This is a genomic window from Streptomyces sp. NBC_00425 (assembly GCF_036030735.1).
In the GTDB taxonomy this organism is placed as follows: domain Bacteria; phylum Actinomycetota; class Actinomycetes; order Streptomycetales; family Streptomycetaceae; genus Streptomyces.
Window position 1 is genome coordinate 7882079 of the sequence record NZ_CP107928.1, and the last position, 17519, is coordinate 7899597.

General features: G+C 72.8%; 17 protein-coding genes. 6 read left to right on the forward strand and 11 right to left on the reverse strand.

The window, feature by feature from the left end:
* The first annotated feature begins 525 nt into the window (after nucleotides 1-525).
* Both OHS82_RS34735 and fxsA read left to right on the forward strand, forming a co-directional pair.
* The gene (locus OHS82_RS34735) at nucleotides 526-1362 is read left to right on the forward strand and encodes a polyprenol monophosphomannose synthase (protein WP_057583723.1); all 837 of its coding nucleotides are present in this window, start codon (nucleotides 526-528) and stop codon (nucleotides 1360-1362) included.
* A gap of 46 nt (nucleotides 1363-1408) precedes the next feature.
* A complete protein-coding gene (fxsA, locus tag OHS82_RS34740) occupies nucleotides 1409-1942 on the forward strand; it encodes an FxsA family membrane protein (RefSeq protein ID WP_057583724.1) in 534 nt (177 codons plus the stop codon).
* Between the two features lie 306 nt (nucleotides 1943-2248).
* Here the strand turns inward: fxsA and OHS82_RS34745 are convergent, their stop codons facing one another.
* From OHS82_RS34745 to yczE, 4 genes are all read right to left on the reverse strand, one after another.
* Nucleotides 2249-2623, reverse strand: coding sequence for an RNA polymerase-binding protein RbpA (locus tag OHS82_RS34745; protein ID WP_020128921.1), 375 nt, complete (start codon nucleotides 2621-2623; stop codon nucleotides 2249-2251).
* Nucleotides 2624-2901: 278 nt separating this feature from the next.
* Nucleotides 2902-4248: an MFS transporter gene (locus tag OHS82_RS34750; RefSeq protein ID WP_057583725.1), complete on the reverse strand. Its 1347-nt coding sequence runs from the start codon at nucleotides 4246-4248 to the stop codon at nucleotides 2902-2904.
* A gap of 52 nt (nucleotides 4249-4300) precedes the next feature.
* Nucleotides 4301-5068, reverse strand: a complete 768-nt coding sequence (locus tag OHS82_RS34755; protein WP_328435187.1) for a glycerophosphodiester phosphodiesterase — start codon at nucleotides 5066-5068, stop codon at nucleotides 4301-4303.
* Complete coding sequence (yczE, locus tag OHS82_RS34760; protein ID WP_242433423.1) at nucleotides 5065-5823, reverse strand: membrane protein YczE; 759 nt, start codon at nucleotides 5821-5823, stop codon at nucleotides 5065-5067. The genes OHS82_RS34755 and yczE overlap by 4 nt, the downstream gene beginning before the upstream one ends.
* Before the next feature lie 34 nt (nucleotides 5824-5857).
* On the opposite strand from yczE, the gene OHS82_RS34765 reads away from it, so the two are divergent.
* Nucleotides 5858-7357, forward strand: coding sequence for an SCO1417 family MocR-like transcription factor (locus OHS82_RS34765; protein WP_266723934.1), 1500 nt, complete (start codon nucleotides 5858-5860; stop codon nucleotides 7355-7357).
* Nucleotides 7358-7412: 55 nt separating this feature from the next.
* On the opposite strand, the gene OHS82_RS34770 is transcribed toward OHS82_RS34765, so the two are convergent.
* Together OHS82_RS34770 and OHS82_RS34775 are read right to left on the reverse strand one after the other, a co-directional pair.
* Nucleotides 7413-9137, reverse strand: coding sequence for a hypothetical protein (locus OHS82_RS34770; protein WP_328435188.1), 1725 nt, complete (start codon nucleotides 9135-9137; stop codon nucleotides 7413-7415).
* Nucleotides 9138-9177: 40 nt separating this feature from the next.
* The gene (locus OHS82_RS34775) at nucleotides 9178-9372 is read right to left on the reverse strand and encodes a hypothetical protein (RefSeq protein WP_057583729.1); all 195 of its coding nucleotides are present in this window, start codon (nucleotides 9370-9372) and stop codon (nucleotides 9178-9180) included.
* A 263-nt stretch (nucleotides 9373-9635) separates the two neighbouring features.
* Here OHS82_RS34775 and OHS82_RS34780 point away from each other — a divergent pair, with 263 nt between their 5' ends.
* Complete coding sequence (locus OHS82_RS34780) at nucleotides 9636-10028, forward strand: ankyrin repeat domain-containing protein (RefSeq protein ID WP_328435189.1); 393 nt, start codon at nucleotides 9636-9638, stop codon at nucleotides 10026-10028.
* A 323-nt stretch (nucleotides 10029-10351) separates the two neighbouring features.
* Nucleotides 10352-11773, forward strand: coding sequence for a hypothetical protein (locus OHS82_RS34785; protein WP_057583733.1), 1422 nt, complete (start codon nucleotides 10352-10354; stop codon nucleotides 11771-11773).
* A 378-nt stretch (nucleotides 11774-12151) separates the two neighbouring features.
* Here OHS82_RS34785 and OHS82_RS34790 read toward each other — a convergent pair whose 3' ends face one another.
* The 5 genes from OHS82_RS34790 to OHS82_RS34810 are packed head-to-tail and all read right to left on the reverse strand — an operon-like array spanning nucleotide 12152 to nucleotide 16578.
* Entirely contained in the window at nucleotides 12152-13021 is an 870-nt protein-coding gene (locus tag OHS82_RS34790; protein WP_057583736.1) for a biotin-dependent carboxyltransferase family protein, read from the reverse strand.
* Complete coding sequence (locus OHS82_RS34795; RefSeq protein ID WP_057583737.1) at nucleotides 13018-13635, reverse strand: 5-oxoprolinase subunit B family protein; 618 nt, start codon at nucleotides 13633-13635, stop codon at nucleotides 13018-13020. The genes OHS82_RS34790 and OHS82_RS34795 overlap by 4 nt, the downstream gene beginning before the upstream one ends.
* Nucleotides 13636-13637: 2 nt before the next feature.
* A complete protein-coding gene (locus tag OHS82_RS34800; RefSeq protein ID WP_328436139.1) occupies nucleotides 13638-14396 on the reverse strand; it encodes a LamB/YcsF family protein in 759 nt (252 codons plus the stop codon).
* Nucleotides 14397-14425: 29 nt separating this feature from the next.
* Nucleotides 14426-15280: a putative hydro-lyase gene (locus tag OHS82_RS34805; RefSeq protein ID WP_328435190.1), complete on the reverse strand. Its 855-nt coding sequence runs from the start codon at nucleotides 15278-15280 to the stop codon at nucleotides 14426-14428.
* Complete coding sequence (locus OHS82_RS34810) at nucleotides 15277-16578, reverse strand: MFS transporter (RefSeq protein ID WP_328435191.1); 1302 nt, start codon at nucleotides 16576-16578, stop codon at nucleotides 15277-15279. Before OHS82_RS34810 ends, OHS82_RS34805 begins: the two co-directional genes overlap by 4 nt.
* Before the next feature lie 170 nt (nucleotides 16579-16748).
* Here OHS82_RS34810 and OHS82_RS34815 point away from each other — a divergent pair, with 170 nt between their 5' ends.
* The gene (locus OHS82_RS34815; RefSeq protein ID WP_057583745.1) at nucleotides 16749-17477 is read left to right on the forward strand and encodes a GntR family transcriptional regulator; all 729 of its coding nucleotides are present in this window, start codon (nucleotides 16749-16751) and stop codon (nucleotides 17475-17477) included.
* Nucleotides 17478-17519 lie beyond the last annotated feature (42 nt).

The window sequence follows — 17519 nt, forward strand, 5'->3', positions numbered from 1 at the left end:
GCGCGTTGGCAGAAGACCCGCAGGTCGAACCGCTGTTGACAGCTGACGGCGGCGGGCCGGTAGGTTCGGCGGAGTCCACCACCGGACGCCCCGCCCGGGGAACATCCGCGCACTCGCCGCGGCGCCGCTGGGTCAGGGACGGTGTGCCGAACCGGCGCACGTCCACTGGCAGCCAGGCTCAGCGCCCGCGCCGCAGCGAGGGAACGTTCCGGCCGGTCGGGGAGGTGTGACCCGGGTGGGGCCCGGGTGCTCAGTAGACAACGGCTTTCGGTCGACCCGCAGCCAGCGGGTCCCGGGCCGGCCCGAAGGGCGCCGGGCCCCCATCCGCAGCCGCCCCCGCACGCGTGCGGGGTCTGGGCAGTGCAGGGACCGTACCTCTGGTGGGCCGGGTGCGTACATACGGGCCCAAAAGCACATTGCTACCCCGCTTCCGTGGTTCGACACCACCGTTCGAACGTCCGGTCACGTCATCGCAGGCTGGGGCCACTAAGGTGGTCTCCGGCGAACGGACATGAAGGGGCAGCAGTGAACGACGGCGACGAAACCCTCGCGGCACAGGACCGGGGGAGGACGTTCGGTCCGCTCGGCACGGCCTTGGTGATCATCCCGACCTACAACGAGGCGGAGAACATCAAGAGCATCGTCGGCCGGGTGCGGGAGGCTGTTCCCGAGGCCCACGTCCTCGTCGCCGACGACAACAGCCCCGACGGCACCGGGCGGCTCGCCGACGAGCTGGCCGCTTCGGACGACCAGGTCCGGGTGCTGCACCGCAAGGGCAAGGAAGGCCTCGGCGCCGCCTACCTCGCGGGCTTCCGCTGGGGCCTGGACAACGACTACGGCGTGCTGATCGAGATGGACGCCGACGGCTCCCACCAGCCCGAGGAACTGCCGCGCCTGCTCACCGCGCTCAAGGGCGCCGACCTGGTCCTCGGCTCGCGCTGGGTGCCGGGCGGCCGGGTCGTGAACTGGCCCAGATCCCGCGAGGTCATCTCGCGCGGCGGCAGCCTCTACTCCCGCCTGGCCCTCGACCTGCCCCTGCGGGACATCACCGGCGGCTACCGGGCCTTCCGCCGCGAGACCCTCGAGGGGCTGGGTCTGGACGAGGTCGCCTCCCAGGGCTACTGCTTCCAGGTCGACCTGGCCCGCCGCGCGGTCAAGGGCGGCTTCCACGTGGTCGAGGTCCCCATCACCTTCGTCGAGCGCGAGCACGGCGACTCCAAGATGAGCCGCGACATCCTCGTCGAGGCCCTGTGGCGGGTCACGGCCTGGGGTGTGGGGGAGCGGGTCGGCAGGATCACCGGACGGACCCCCGACCAGCCCGAGCGTCCGCAGACGCCCGCCAAGACGCACAGCGAAGGCTGATCGTCCCCTTACGCCGCTCTGAGCCGGGTCCGGGCACACTGGAAGCATGACGACTGGAGCTCCGACCCCCGCCTACCCGACCTCCGACCGGTCTGGCCGTCCCCAGCCGCAGCCCCGCCGCTCGCGACTGCGCACGTTCGTGCCCCTGGGCCTCGCCGCGTGGCTGGTGCTGGAGATCTGGCTGCTGACGACGGTCGCCGGCGCGTCCTCGGGGCTCGTGGTGTTCCTGCTCCTCGTCGCCGGGTGCGTGCTCGGCGCGGTGGTCATCAAGCGGGCGGGCCGCCGTGCCTTCCGCAACCTCAACGAGGCCCTGCAGCGGGGCACCGCCCCCAGCCGTGGGGGCAACGGCCTGATGATGCTCGGGGGGCTGCTCCTGATGATCCCGGGCCTGCTCTCCGACGTGGTCGGCCTGCTCCTGCTCCTCCCGCCGGTCCAGAAGGCGGTCGGCGCCTTCGCCGAGCGCAGGCTGCGCGCGGCGGCGGCCACCCCGGGCACCCTGGGGGACGCCTTCCAGCAGGCGCGCATCCATCGCCCCGACGGCAAGGTGGTCCAGGGCGAGGTCGTCCGGGACGACCGGTAGAACCCGCGGCAGACGGAGAATCCGCGCCAGACGCTCATACCTTCGGTCCGTCCGTCCGACCGGGACGGGCCCCTGCCCGTGTGGCCCACGCCCGCGGGCCCGCCTTCTCCGGCCCGCCTGCTAGGGCTCGCCCGCTCGGAATCGAAGCGCGCGGCGTCGGCTGCACGCACCGGCAACGGCACATGCCTACCGGTAACGGGCAGCAAGAACGCAGCACGAAGACCGCGGGCGCCGTACGCAACTTCACGTACGGCGCCCGCGGTCATTGGCGTGCGTGTTGTGCAGCCGGCCTCAGCCGTGCGGGGCCTATGCCGACTTGCGGCTGTCCCGGGGATGTACCGCAAGGTTCATCGCCCCGGACCGCAGAACGGCCAGCCGCTCCTCGAGGACCTCTTCGAGTTCCTCGCGGGTCCGCCGCTCCATCAGCATGTCCCAATGCGTACGCGCGGGCTTGGCCTTCTTCTCCTCAGGGCCGTCGCCGTCCACGAGGAGTGCAGGGGCTCCGCAGACCTTGCACTCCCACTCCGGCGGAATCTCCGCCTCGACCGAGAAGGGCATCTCAAACCGGTGCCCCTTCTCGCATGCGTACTCCACGGCCTGGCGCGGGGCCAGGTCGATGCCGCGGTCCGTCTCGTAGCTGGTCACCACGAGGCGCGTGCCGCGAAGAGCTCGCTCACTCATGAATCGTGCCTCCCGGGCTTGTCGCCCACAGGACAGGTGTCGCTGTCGTCGTCATCCGGTCAACGTCCGGTCGGCGGTAAAGATTCCCGTACCGAGCCCCGTTCCGGGTCGTGGGTCGCCGTCGTAGCCGCAGCCTTGTCAACCAGTGCAGTACCCACCGGCGCCCGGTTTGTCACATCTGAAAGGAGATGTCACCCAGCGTTTCGGCATCTTTGACGCGCAGTAACGGTACGCCTGGCAGGCCAAACGCGTACACTACCGCCCTTTCGCCCTGAGTGCTAAATCTTCTCGGGCACCGGGTTCCCCGCGTCGCCGATCGCCCGCCGCACGGGCAGCCGTGCGAGCAGCAGGAACCCGATGACGAAGAAGGCCACCAGGGAGACGATCGCGTCCCGGTAACTGCCGGTCAGCTGGTAGGTGAGGCCGAACAGCAGGGGTCCGAGCCAGCTCATGCCGCGGTCGCTCATCTCGTACGCCGAGAAGTACTCGGCCTCCTTGCCGGGCGGGACGAGATGGGAGAAGAGAGAGCGGGAGAGGGCCTGGCTGCCGCCGAGGACCAGTCCGATGGCGCCGGCCAGCAGGTAGAACGCCACCGGCGCTCCCGCCGGCAGGAAGTACCCGGCGCCCAGGGTGAGCGTCCACGCCACCAGCGATCCGAGGATCGTCCGCTTCGCACCGTACGCCCGGGCCAGCCGCCCCATGCCGAGCGCGCCCGCCACGGCGAGCACCTGCACCAGCAGCACCGCCCCGATCAGCGTGGCCTGGCTGAGGCCGAGTTCCTCGGAGCCGTAGACCGAGGCCTGGGAGATCACTGTCTGGATACCGTCGTTGTAGACCAGATAGGCGAGCAGGAAGGCGAGCGTCAGCGGGTGGCGGCGCATGTCGCGGACCGTCGCGGCGAGCCGGCGCAGCCCCGGAGCCGTCGCCTCCCGCACGACGGCCGGCCGGTCGCGCAGCCTCAGCAGCGGGATCACCGTGAAGGCGCCCCACCACAGACCGGCCGAGGCCAGACAGATGCGGACGGCGGCGGACTCGGACACACCGAAGGAGTCGTGGGCGAGGTAGAGCACCAGGTTCGCGACCAGCACCAGCGAGCCCGCCGCGTAGCCGAAGGCCCATCCCCGCGAGGAGACCGCGTCGCGTTCCCCGGGCGGGGCGATCTGCGGCAGATAGGAGTTGTAGAGCATCATCGCCACCGACTGGGCCGCGTTCGCCACGACGAGCAGCGCGCCACCCAGCAGATAGCGGTCGCCGCCGAGGAAGAACATGCAGGCGGTGGCCGCGGCGCCCACATAGGCGGCGGCGCCCAGCAGGGGCTTCTTGCGCCCGGACCGGTCGGCCGCGGCGCCCACGAGGGGCATCACGAGGACGGCGACGATCACGGAAAGGGAGACCGAGTAAGCGAAGAAGGAGCCGGCGCTGACCGGGATGCCGAGCGGATGCACGTACCCGTCGGCGTCCGCGGCGTTCTTCGCGACCGAGGTCAGATACGGGCCCAGGAACACGGTGAGCACGCTCGTCGAGTAGACCGAGCACGCCCAGTCGTAGAAGTACCAGCCGCGCTGCTCGCGCCGCCGCCCGGCGGCCTCGTCGGACGCCGCCGTCCGCACGGTGTCGATGTCCACCCGTGCCCTCGCTTCCCGCTCCCGGAACCCGCGCGCGGGCGGTGGGCCGAGGTCAGACCCAGACGCCCCGGTCCTGCATGACCTTGCGCAACGTGTCGATGTGATCGGTCATGATGCCATCGACCCCCAGGTCGAGGAGCCGGTGCATCCGCTCCGGTTCGTTGATCGTCCACACGTGCACCTGCAGCCCTCGCGCGTGCGCGGCGCGGACGAAGCGGCGGTCCACCACCTGGACGCCCGACCGGACCTCGGGCACCTGCGCGGCGACCGCCGACCGGCGCAGAGGCACGGGCACGCCCCAGGACCGCAGCCGCAGGTTGAGCACGCCCCGGGTGCCGTACGACGTCGCGAGGCGCGGGCCCGCCAGCCGCTGGGCGCGCCCGACGCGGGCCTCGGAGAACGAGCCGACGCAGACGCGGTCCCACGCGTCCGTGCGGTCGAGCAGATCGAGCAGGGGGTGCAGGGCGGGGTCCGCCTTGAGATCGATGTTCCACCGCACCTCGGGGAACCTCTCCAGAAGTTCCTCGAAGAGCGGCACCGGTTCCTCGCCGCCCACGCGCGCGCGGGCCACGTCCGACCACGGGAGGTCGGCGATGAGTCCCGAGCTGTCGGTGACCCGTTCGAGCGTCGCGTCGTGGAAGGCGACGAGCCTGCCGTCCCGGGTGGCGTGCACGTCGGTCTCGATATAGCGGTAACCCGCCTCGACCGCGCGCCGGAACTGCGCCACGGTGTTCTCCAGGCCGTCCGCGGCGCCGCCGCGGTGGGCGATCGGGATGGGCCGCGGGTGATCGAGGTACGGGTGGCGTCCGGAGCTGGTCACGGACGCAGTATCGCTCCCTGGGGCGTCCCTGCGGCAACGACCGTGCTGCCGGCCGCCGGCACGGGAACGGCGAACGCCCGCAGGAAGAACTGGGCGAGCGGGCCGATCGCGACCGCGTAGAGCACGGTGCCGACGCCGATCGTGCCGCCGAGCGCGAACCCGGTCGCGACGACCGCCACCTCGACCGTCGTGCGCATCAGACGGATCGAGCGCCCGGTGAGCCGGTGCAGTCCCGTCATCAGTCCGTCGCGCGGCCCGGGGCCGAAGTCGGCCGCGATGTACAGGCCGGTGGCGGCCCCGTTGAGCACGATGGCCGCCGCCATGAGGGGAACGCGCACGGTCAGGGCGTGCACCTCGGGGACGAGAGCGAGCGTGCCGTCCATCGCGACGCCGATCACCAGGACGTTGGAGATCGTGCCGAGGCCGGGGCGCTGGCGCAACGGGATCCACAGCAGCAGCACCGCCGCGCCGACCACGGTGGTCACGACTCCGATCGTCGTCCCGGTGAGTTCGGCCAGGCCCTGGTGCAGCACGTTCCAGGGCTCCAGACCGAGACCCGCCTTGACGAGCAGTGCCGAACTGGCGCCGTAGAGCGCGAGGCCGGCGTACAGCTGGATCAGCCGTCGCGGCAGTCCTCCCCGCGTCGGACGCCGCCCCGTCGGACGCCGGAGAAGTCCTGTGGTCTCCAAGAGGTGCCCCCCTGTGGTGTTAGTGGCCTGACTCGTGACACTCTGTGGCTGGGAAGTGCATGCCATCCATGGCCAATTCGGGGAAGGTGGACTGATATCCATGGCGCAGTGGACCTCGGCGGTGGGGGCCGCTCAGCTCGCGCGGCTGCTCAAGTCCCAGCAGGACCGCCCGGCGGGGCCGGGCTCGCGCCGGCCCCCCGCCTACCGGGCGCTCGCGGACGGCGTCCGGCTGCTGGTGCTGGAGGGCCGCGTGCCGGTCGCCGCGCGCCTGCCCGCCGAACGGGAACTCGCCCTCGCCCTGTCCGTGAGCCGTACGACCGTGGCCGCCGCCTACGAGGCGCTGCGCGCGGAGGGGTTCCTGGAGTCCCGGCGCGGCGCCGGCAGCTGGACGGCCGTCCCGGCGGGCAACCCGGTCCCGGCCCGCGGCCTGGAACCGCTGCCGCCCGAGGCCCTGGGCTCGATCATCGACCTGGGCTGCGCGGCCCTGCCCGCCCCCGAGCCGTGGCTCACCCGCGCCGTGCAGGGCGCGCTGGAGGAACTTCCGCCGTACGCCCACACGCACGGCGACTATCCGGCGGGCCTGCCCGCGCTGCGGACCATGATCGCCGAGCGGTACACCGCGCGCGGGATTCCCACGATGCCCGAGCAGATCATGGTCACGACGGGTGCGATGGGGGCCATCGACGCCATCTGTCACCTCTTCGGCGGGCGCGGGGAGCGCATCGCCGTCGAGTCGCCCTCCTACGCCAACATCCTTCAGCTGATGCGCGAGGCGGGTGCCCGTCTGGTGCCGGTCGCCATGGCGGACGGACTGGCCGGGTGGGACATGGACCGCTGGCGTCAGGTGCTGCGGGACGCGGCGCCGCGCATCGCGTACGTCGTCGCCGACTTCCACAACCCGACCGGCGCGCTCGCCGACGAGGACCAGCGGCGCCGGCTCGTGGAGGCAGCCCGATCAGCCGGGACGGTCCTGGTGGCCGACGAGACGATGAGCGAACTGTGGCTCGACGACGACGTCGAGATGCCGCGACCGGTGTGCGGCTTCGACCCCGCGGGGTCGACCGTGATCACGGTCGGGTCCGCGAGCAAGGCGTTCTGGGCCGGGATGCGCATCGGCTGGGTTCGGGCCGCCCCGGACGTCGTCCGCAGTCTCGTCGCCGCCCGCGCCTACGCAGACCTGGGCACGCCGGTGCTGGAACAGCTGGCGGTGAACTGGCTGTTCAGCACCGGAGGCTGGGAGCAGGCGGTGGAGCTGCGGCGCACCCAGGCCCGGGGGAACCGGGACGACCTGGTGGCAGCACTGCGCCGTGAGCTGCCGGACTGGGAGTACACCGTGCCCAAGGGCGGGCTGACGCTCTGGGTGCGAGCCGGGGGGCTCTCCGGATCGAGGCTCGCCGAGGCGGGGGAGCGGGTGGGTCTGCGGGTGCCGTCGGGGCCCCGATTCGGCGTCGACGGCGCCTTCGAGGGGTATGTACGGCTGCCGTTCACCGTGGGGGGCGCGGTGGCGGACGAGGCGGCCGCCCGCCTGGCCGCCGCCGCCCGCATCGTGCGGAGCGGGGGGACGGCGGGCGGCGAGGGGCCGCGCACGTTCGTGGCGTAGGGCGGGGGGTGCTGCCTTCGTGCGCCCGCCCGGCGCGCGGCCGGGCGTGCGGCCTCTACTCGGCGACCGCCGCTTCGGCGACGGCGGTTTCCGATGCCACGGTCGATGACGAAGCGGTGTCCCGGAGAACCGTCTGCGGGACAGCGGTCTGTGGGAGGGCCGTCTGCGGGGCGGCGGTCTGCGGGTCCGTGGTCGGAGCGGTCGCGGTCTTGGTGACCACGACCTTCGCGACGGAGGCCTCGACCGGCGCCGGCGACGGCTCGGTGTCGGCCGGCGCGGAGCGCGGCGGCAGCAGATCGAGCACGGCCTTCCGGTGCGCGTCGCTCGTCGCGTCGTCGTACGGGTCCGGTGTGGCCGGGACCTGGAGCCGGTGCACCGACCCCGAGCCCAGCCGGGCGTAGCCCCTCCCGGACGGCACGTCGTCCACGGGAGTGGTGTGCGGGGGAGCGCCGAGGACCGTCTCCAGCTGCTCCCTCGACGCCGGGCCGAGGACGACACGCGCGCGCGTGTGCTGTCGTACCGCTTCGCTCAGGGAGTCCAGAGCGTCGAACTGTTCGGCCACGACGACCGTGACGGCGGCCGCGCGGCCGTGCCGGAGGGGAAGCTGCAGCAGAGACTGCGGATCCCGGTGGCCCTCGGCCTCGGCCAGATGGGTGAAGACGGTGGGCCGGTCGAGGACGATCCACAGGGGGCGTTTGGTGTCCTCCGGCGCCGGTTCGCCGACCTGCCGGGCGCTGTTGGCGGCGATGAGCCGGCGCTCCGTCTCGCCCGCCGCCCACTCCAGGCCGGCCAGGGCGCCGGAGAGCCCGACCTCGACGCCCAGGACGCCGTCCCGGCCGGCCAGGCAGGCGTATTCACCCGTGCCGCCGCCCTCGATGACGAGCACGTCACCGTGCTGGAGGGCCTGCAGCGCGATGGAGCGCAGCAGCGTCGACGTGCCGCTGCCGGGACGGCCCACCGCCAGCAGATGCGGCTCGGTCGAGCGGATGCCGGTGCGCCAGACCACCGGCGGGACGTCGCGCCGGTCCTCGCCGAACGCGAGCGGCAGCGTGCGCTGGACCCCGGCGGGGTCGGTGAAGCCCAGAACCGTCTCACCCGGGGCGGTGACGAAGCGCTGGGCGCAGATGTCGGCGGGGAGCGGGGACAGCACGCTGAGCGTCAGTTCGTTGCCCTCCTCGTCCCAGACGAAGAGGTACTCCCGGCCGCGGCCGGACTTCGCGGCGAGCAGCTGCTCGATCCGCGCGCGCGGGCCGGGTTCGCCGTCCGGGAAGTACGCCGGGTAGCGGATCACGAGATGGGCGACGCGGCCCGAGTCGTCGAACTCCTGTGTGGGGAAGGCCTGCTCCCAGTCGCCGCCGTGGGCGTACAGGGGAGCGGGGTCGTCGGCCGTCGAGAAGTACGGGACCAGGGCCTCGTACAGCACTTGGAGCCGCTGGATCTGCGACTCGTCGGGGCCTTCGGGAGCCGTGGTGCGGTCCCTGCCCTGCCAGGCCGCCGCTGCCGCCAGGGTGATGACGGCGAGCAGCGGGCCGTACGGCACGAGTACGACGACCAGGATCACCGAGGCCGCCAGGAACAGCAGCGGCCCGCGTTTGTCCTTGGGCGTCTCGGCCCACCTGCGCCGCCCGGCCGAGGCCAGCCGGCGCAGTCCGCGGGTGATCGTGATCAGCGGATGGAGGACGTCGGTGGCGCTGTCGGCTGCCGTCCGGGCCAGCTCCCTGCTCCGGGCGATCTGTGCGCTGCCTGTGCTCAGGATGCGGGGGAGGGGGCGCCGGGCCACTTCTGTCTCCTGGTGGTGCGTACGGACGGGACGTGCGGCGTCAGAACTTGATGCCGCCGAGGAGGCTGGCCAGACTCTCGCCGCCGGCCATGATGCTCGGGGCGATGGCCGTGCTGGCCATGTAGAAGCCGAAGAGGGCCGAGACCACGGCGTGCGACGCCTTGAGTCCGTCCTTTCGGAAGAAGAGGAAGACGATGATGCCGAGCAGGACCACGCCTGACATGGACAGGATCATTTGGGTTCTCCTGGTTCGCGGGGGACAGTCACCATGAGTACTTCCAGGCTCACAGGATGTATCCATACGACAAAAGGTGCAACTGAGTGAAAAGCGGTCCTTTTCCCTCGGTTGGCGGAAGGTACGCAGGGCTGCCTGAGCAGGAGAATCGCGTCGAACGGGGCTGTTCGTGAGCTTCGCAGCCCACGCGTCCGGCCATGTTTGCGACGAGCCAGTACGCTGACGATTCACCTGAACGGTTGTAGCGAGAGGCGGACCGGCCGATGACTGAAGCCCCCGACCCCGAGGTCGTGGAGCTGGCGACCAAGATCTTCGATCTGGCCCGCCAGGGTCAGACCGAGGAGCTCGTGGCGTACGTCGACGCGGGTGTTCCGGCCAACCTCACCAACGACCGGGGCGACTCCCTCGTGATGCTCGCCGCGTACCACGGGCACGCCGACGCGGTCCGGGCCCTGCTGGCCCGCGGCGCCGAGGCCGACCGGATCAACGACCGTGGCCAGACCCCGCTCGCGGGGGCTGCCTTCAAGGGTGAGACGCATGTGATCAAGGCATTGTTGGAGGCCGGCGCCGACCCTAACCAGGGCACGCCGTCGGCCGTCGACACGGCCCGCATGTTCGGCAGAACGGAGCTGCTGGACCTGTTCGGCGCGCAGTGAGCCGACAGTCCCGAGCAGGTCGAGGGAATTTCCCGACCAGGTAAATCGACGACCACGGGGGAGGCGGTACAAGGCCGCCGGAAATTTCGGTCGCGGCAGGTAGAAGAGCCGGGTCATCATGACGTCGTGATTCACGGACGCGATGGCCGGGCAGGTGTTGCCGCACCGCGCGGGCCGTGACGCGGTCCGTATGGGCCACCGACGAGAGGCAGAGAGAAATGGTCTACAGCAAGCAGGAAACGGCGGGCGCCCCGACGTGTTGTCACGCGGCCAGGTAATGCACGTCCCCGGTTGCGTCGACGCTTGATGTGAGGCTGTTTCCCATGTTCGATCCGGTCATAGCGCCCAGCGGTACGCTGCTCGGCCTGCTCCAGAGAGGCCGCGGCGACGGCACGCTGCACGCGCTCACCGCTCCGCGAGCCGAGGCGCTCGCGGCGCTGAACCACTGTGTCCTGCGGGATCCCCGTCACGACTGGCAGGTGGAGAACCGCTCCCTCTACTACGCCCGTCTCTACCTCGACCTGCACGGCGAGCTGGACGAGATCGAGGCCCACCTCTTCGACGTCGAGGACGTCTTCGACGACGAGGAGTCACGCACGGGCCTCGCCCTGGCCGTCCTCGGCCACCTCGCCTCCTACGGCCGACGGGACGCCCTCGACCTGCTGCGCAGGTACGCCGCCTCGGGCGCCAACTGGGCCTGGGCCCTCGACGAACTCGCCCTGCGGGACGACGACGCCGGCCTGCGCGCCCTGGCGGTGCCCGTGCTGGCACGGTTCGCCACCGACGCCGAGGGCGAGGCCGAACTCGCCGCGGCCGTACGGGACGCCTTCGAGCCACGGCCCTGGCGGTTGTGGGCCGAGGATCCCCGGGAGTACGTCTCCACGCGGGTGCGTGCCGCCCACGAGGCCGGCTGTTTCGACCGCTGGCAACGGCAGATGAGTCCCAGCGGGCCCCGGCCCGGCTGGAGTGTCCAGGCCGTGTTCGAGTGGGCCCAGCAGGGCGTCGAACGCGGAGCCGCGCTCCATGTCCCCGCCGCCCGCTGCCTCTCCGCCGTGGCCGGCCCCGAGGACCGGCCCGAGATCGTCCAGGCGGCCAAGGACGGCGACGAGGGGGCGCGATGTACAGCTCTGCGCTACCTCGCCGACTGCAATGATCCCGACGCCCTGGTCCTCGTCGAACAGGCCGTCGCGACCGGCCCGGTCGCCGTGGTGGAGGCCGCCGTCGACGCCTTCGAACGGATGCGCAGCGTCGCCGCCGTCGACCGGGCCCGCGGCTGGGTCCACCGGCCCGACGCCCTCGGCGCCGCCGCCGGCCGCATGCTGGCCTGCCGGGGCGGCGTCCAGGACCGTGACCTGGTCCTGGGCGCCCTGCGCGAGGCCGTTCGCGGCGAGGGCTGCGACGCGCCGAGCCTGTGGACCCTCGTCGACGGCGCCGGACGTCTCGGCATCGCCTGCGCGGCGCCCGTGCTGCGCCACATCTACCGCGAGACGGCCTCGTCCCATCTGCGCGGACGCTGCGCCCGCGCACTCGCCGCCACCGACCCCTCCTACGCCACCGGGTTCGCCGTCGAATGCCTGTGGGACTGCGAGGAGGGCACCCGCGAGATCGCCGCCCGGCACGCCGAGACCGGTGACACCCGGGTCGTGGAGCGCCTGCGCCGGCTCGCCGCCGACCCGGCCGAGGAGGCCGAGGTCCAGACGGCCGTGCGCAGCCGGATCGGCCCGGACGCGACGTCCGCCATGTGAACGCCGGGAAGGCCGCCGCCCGATGCGCGTCCGGCGGCGGCCACCGGGCAAGGGACGCGAGCGAGTCTGCCGGGCCCCGACTCCTCCGGGGCGGGCGCGAGATCCGCGCGCAGCATCACCGAAGGACGTGCTCGCGCAGGCACCCACAGGCACGCAAGGACGTGGGCAGGCACGCCCGCCCAGCCGGCCGTGGTCGGGCCGTGAGCGGCTGAGCGCGATGGACGACCGTCGACGCTGTCACCCCGCCGCATCCGCCCTGTCGCCGAGGCCGACCGCGCCGTAGCGGTCGTCCCGGCGTCGTGGGGCCGCCCGAGCGGCAGGATCGACCCGAACGGACCTTCCTTCGTCGGCTCTCCGACGTCGCGGCGCCCTGCCGCGTCACCGTCGCCGTACGGCCACGAAGCGGACAGGGGTACCCGGCGCGGCCTGGGCGGCGGCCGCGAGGTCGGCCGTCCGGACGACCCCGATCACCGGGTAGCCGCCGGTCGTCGGATGGTCGGCCAGGAAGACCACCGGCCGGCCGGCGGGCGGTACCTGTACGGCGCCCAGGACCATGCCCTCGCTGGCCAGCTCCCCGTCCAGGGCCCGCTCCAGGACGGGCCCCTCGGTGCGCAGGCCGATGCGGTTGCTCGCCGAGGACACATGGAAGGTCCGGGCGGTGAAGGCGTGCAGCGCGTCCGGGGTGAACCAGTCGTCGCGGGGGCCGAGCGTCACCCGCAGGACGAGTTCGGCCGGGGGCGCCGGTTGCGGGGCGACGTCCACGCGCGCGTGCGGGGTGCGTTCGCGCCCCAAGGGCAGCACCGTGCCGTCCGTGAGCGGCGTGGGCCCGAGGCCCGAGAGCAGGTCCGTCGACCGGCTGCCGAGGACCGCCTCGACGACGATGCCGCCGGCCACCGCCACATAGCCGCGCACTCCGCGGATCGCCGGCCCGACGTCCAGCACCGCACCGGCGGGCACCCGCACGGGCGCGCCCCAGGCGGCCGGGCGGCCCCCCACGGTGACCCGGCACGGGGCCCCGCCGACCGCGACCGTCACGTCGGAACGCGGTGCGAGGGCGCAGCCGGTCAGCGTGGTCTCCAGGACGGCCGCGTCGGGCGGATTGCCCACCAGCCGGTTGACCAGGGCCGCCGCGGGCGCGTCGAGCGCACCGGAACGCGGCACGCCGAGATGCGCATGCCCGGGCCTGCCCCGGTCCTGAACGGTGGTCAGCGCCCCGGCGCGGACGACCGACAGCGCACGGTCGCTCATGACCCGTCCTCCGGCACGAAACGCACCCGCGTGCCCGGCGACAGCAGTGCGGCCGGCACGCGCGCGTGGTCCCACAGCACCACCTCGGTGGTGCCGATGAGCTGCCAGCCGCCCGGCGACGCCCGGGGGTACACGCCCGTGTACGGCCCCGCCAGCGCCACGGACCCGGCCGGCACCGCGGTCCGCGGGGTGGCCCTGCGGGGGACGTCGTAGCGCGCGGGCAGGCCCGTCAGATACCCGAAGCCGGGCGCGAAGCCGCAGAACGCCACCCGGAACTCGGCGGCCGCGTGGATACGGGCGACCTCCCGCTCCGGAACGCCCCACCGGGCGGCGACCTCGGCCAGGTCCGGGCCGTCGTAACGGGTCGGGATCTCCACGACCGCCTGTTCGCGCGGGGGAACGGCAGGCACGTCCGCCGCGGCGAGCTCGGTCGCCGTCCGGCCGGGGTCGGCCAGGCCGTCGAGGAGGACGGTACGGGCCGCAGGGACGATCTCGCGGGCGCGGATCAGGCCCGCCGCGCGCCGACGCACCAGCTCGGCGTGCAGGGCCTCGGCCTCCGCCCCCGACGCCACCTCGACCAGCAGTGCGTCGTCGCCGACGGGCAGGATGCGCATGCTCATGCGAAGGCCTCCACCCGCACGCCCGACTCCTCGAGCCCGCGCCGCACCCGCCGGGCCAGGTCCACCGCACCCGGCGTGTCCCCGTGCAGGCACAGGGAACGCGCGCGGACGTCGATCTCGGTCCCCGCCTCGGAGGCGACCCGGCCGGCGCGGGCCAGGCTCACCGACCGCGCGACGACGGCGTCCGGGTCGGTGACCACGGCCCCGGCCCGCCCGCGCGGCACGAGTGTGCCCCGCTCGGTGTACGCGCGGTCGGCGAAGGCCTCCGGGACGGCCGGCAGCCCCGCCGTGCGGGCCAGCTCCAGCAGCCGGGAGCCGGGCAGCCCGAGGACGGGCAGCGCGGCGTCGGCGAGGAGCACTCCCTCGACCACCGCGCCGGCCTGTTCCTCGTCGTGCACGACCCGGTTGTAGAGCGCGCCGTGCGGTTTCACGTACGCCACGCGCGCGCCCGCCGCCCGGGCGAACACCTCGAGGGCGCCGATCTGGTACGCCACCTCGGCGGCCAGTTCGGCGGCCGGCACGTCCATCGCGCGCCGCCCGAACCCGGCCAGGTCCCGGTAGGACACCTGGGCGCCGATCGTGACTCCCCGCTCGACGGCCAGTGCACACACCCGCCGCATGGTGACCGCGTCCCCGGCGTGGAAGCCGCAGGCCACGTTGGCGCTGGTGACGACGGACAGGAGCTGCTCGTCGTCGGTCAGCTGCCAGCGGCCGAAGCCCTCGCCGAGGTCGGCGTTCAAGTCGATCGCGGTCATCGCGGTCATGATTCCTTCGTACCTCCTTCTCAGGCCACGCGGTACTGCTCGTCGCGGGCGTCGGTGAGGAACATCTGTCCCGGGGCGTGGGTGAGGGCGAACGGCGGGCGCGACGCCGTCACCGCGGCCTGCGGGGTGACGCCGCAGGCCCAGAACACCGGGATGTCGTCCGGCTCGGAGTCCACCGGGTCGCCGAAGTCGGGGCGGCCGAGGTCGACGATGCCCAGTCCCGAAGGATCGCCGCAGTGCACGGGCCCGCCGTGCACCGCCGGGAGCAGACTGCTCTCCCGGATCGCCGTCGCCAGGTGTCGCGGCGGCACCGGCCGCATGGACACCACCAGGGGCCCGTGCAGCCGTCCCGCCGGGCGGCACTCACGACTCGTCACGTACATCGGAACGTTCCGCCCCTGCTCGACGTGCCGGATCGGGACGCCCGCCCCGGACAGGGCCCACTCGAAGGTGAAGCTGCAGCCGATCACGAACGACACCAGGTCGTCGCGCCAGTACGCGCGCACGTCCGTCGGCTCGTCGACGAGCTCCCCGTCCTCCCACACCCGGTAGCGGGGCAGGTCGGTGCGCAGGTCCGCGCCCTCGGCGAGGACGGTCGTCCAGGAGCCGGCGTCCGTGACGTCGAGGACGGGACAGGGCTTCGGGTTGCGCTGGCAGAACAGGAGCATGTCGTACGCCCAGTCCGCCGGGACCGAGATCAGGTTGGCCTGGGTGTGCCCGGCCGCGACCCCGGCCGTGGGACCCGCCAGGCCCGCCCGGAAGCGGGACCTGGCCGCGGCGGGGCTCCACGCGTGCGCGTGCTCCTCGGTGAGGGCGACGGGACGGTCCGCGCTGCTCGGCGGACGGTGCTCCCGCGTGAGGGTCGGTCGGATCATTCCAGTTCCTTTCCGCGCGTCTCCGGCAGCCCCAGCAGTGCCAGGGCGGCGATGGCGTATCCGATCGCGCCGAAGACCAGCGCGCCGCCCACGCCCCAGCTGTCGGCCAGGAACCCGACCGTCGTGGGGAAGACGGCGCCCACGGCGCGGCCGGTGTTGTAGGTGAAACCCTGACCCGTGCCGCGCAGGGCGGTCGGATACAGCTCGCTCAGATACGACCCGAAGCCGCTGAAGATCGCCGACATGCAGAACCCGAGCGGGAAGCCGAGCACGAGCAGCAGGGTGTCCGCGCCGCTCGGGATGTTCGCGTACGCCAGGATGCACACCGCCGACAGCAGGGCGAACAGCCAGATGTTGCGGCGCCGGCCCAGCCGGTCCGTGAGGTATCCGCCGGTCAGGTAGCCGAGGAAGGCGCCGGAGATCAGGAAGGTCAGATAGCCGCCGGTGCCGACCACCGACAGGCCGCGCTCCGACTTCAGATAGGTCGGCACCCAGGTCGCCAGGGTGTAGTAGCCGCCCTGCACGCCGGTCGAGAGCAGTCCCGCGAACAGCGTCGTCCGCAGCAGCGGCCCCCGGAAGATCGCCGGGAACGAGCCCCTGTCGGCGCTCCGCGCGCGGGCGGCCTCGGCCTGCGGCGCGTCCTTCACCCGGCGCCGCATCCACACCACGAGCAGAGCGGGCAGCGCGCCCGTCCAGAACATGATCCGCCAGGCCATGTCGTCGCCGAAGAACGAGAAGACGAGCGTGTACGCCAGCGCCGCGAGGCCCCAGCCGACGGCCCAGGAGCTCTGGATCGCGCCGAGGGTGCGGCCCCGGTGCTTCGCGCTCGCGTACTCGGCGACCAGGATCGCGCCGACCGCCCACTCGCCGCCGAAGCCGAGCCCCTGCAGGGAGCGGAAGACCAGCAGCGTCTCGTAACTGGGCGCGAAGCCGCAGGCGACGGTGAAGACGGCGTAGGTGATCACCGTGATCATCAGTGCCCTGACCCGGCCGATCCGGTCGGCCAGGACGCCCGCCACGGCGCCGCCGACGGCGGAGGCGACCAGCGTGACGGTGGTGAACAGGCCCGTCTGGGCGCTGTCCAGACCGAAGTACGCCGCCAGCGCCACCATGCTCAGCGGCAGCGTGAAGTAGTCGTAGGAGTCGAGGGCGTAGCCGCCGAACGCGCCGGCGAAGGCACGCCGGCCGCGCGGTCCGAGCGCCCGCAGCCAGGCGAACGCCCCGTTGTCCGGGGTGTGTTCGGCGGTGGCGTCGAGGGCGTCGGCGGCTGGGACCGGTGAGGGAGGAGTCGTGCTCATGGGCACCTCGCTGAGGGATGACGGACGGTGCTGAGAGGTGAGCCGTGCCGTGCGTGAGGCGGGCCGCCGCGGTGGGGACGGGCGGGCCATGAAAAGAAGGTAGAGGATCGTTGAACGATCCTTCAATACCCCTGTTGTCTCGTTCTTCTGTCTGCGATTGAATTCCGGGCATGGCAGAGCAGCTGGCCGGACTGGCCGACGACCGCGCCCTCCTGGGCCGCACGAGCACGGCCGAGCGGGTGTCGGACATCCTCAGGAGTCGCATCGCCGAGGGCTACTTCCCGCCGGGCACACGGCTCTCGGAGGACAGCATCGGCGGGGCGCTGGGGGTCTCCCGCAACACGCTGCGCGAGGCGTTCCGGCTGCTCACGCATGAGCGCCTGCTCGTCCACGAGCTGAACCGGGGGGTGTTCGTCCGGGTCCTGACCGTGCAGGACGTCGAGGACATCTACCGCACCCGCGCCCTCGTCGAGTGCGCCGTCGTACGGGGGCTGGGCGAGCCCCCGTACGCGCTGGACGCCCTGCGGGCGGCGGTCGCCGAAGGGCAGACGGCGACCCTCGAGAACGACTGGAAGGGACTGGGCACCGCCAACTTCCACTTCCACAGGGAACTGGTGGCCCTGGCCCAGAGCGCGCGCACCGACGAGCTGATGCGCAGCGTCTTCGCCGAGCTGCGCCTCGCCTTCCACCTCGTCGAGGACCCGCGCCGGCTGCACGAGCCCTACCTCCAGCGCAACCGCCAGATCCTGCAGGCCCTCGAGGCCGGCGACAGGTCCGAGGCGGAGAGACTGCTCGAGGTGTACCTCGCCGACTCGCTCGAGCGGGTGGTCGAGGTCTACCGGCGGCGGGTGGGCGAGGACTCCCCGCACGACGGCCGAGGCCCTCTCGCGGCTCCGTGACGACGGTCGCTCTGCGTCGTTTGGGTCGATGTCAGACCGAGG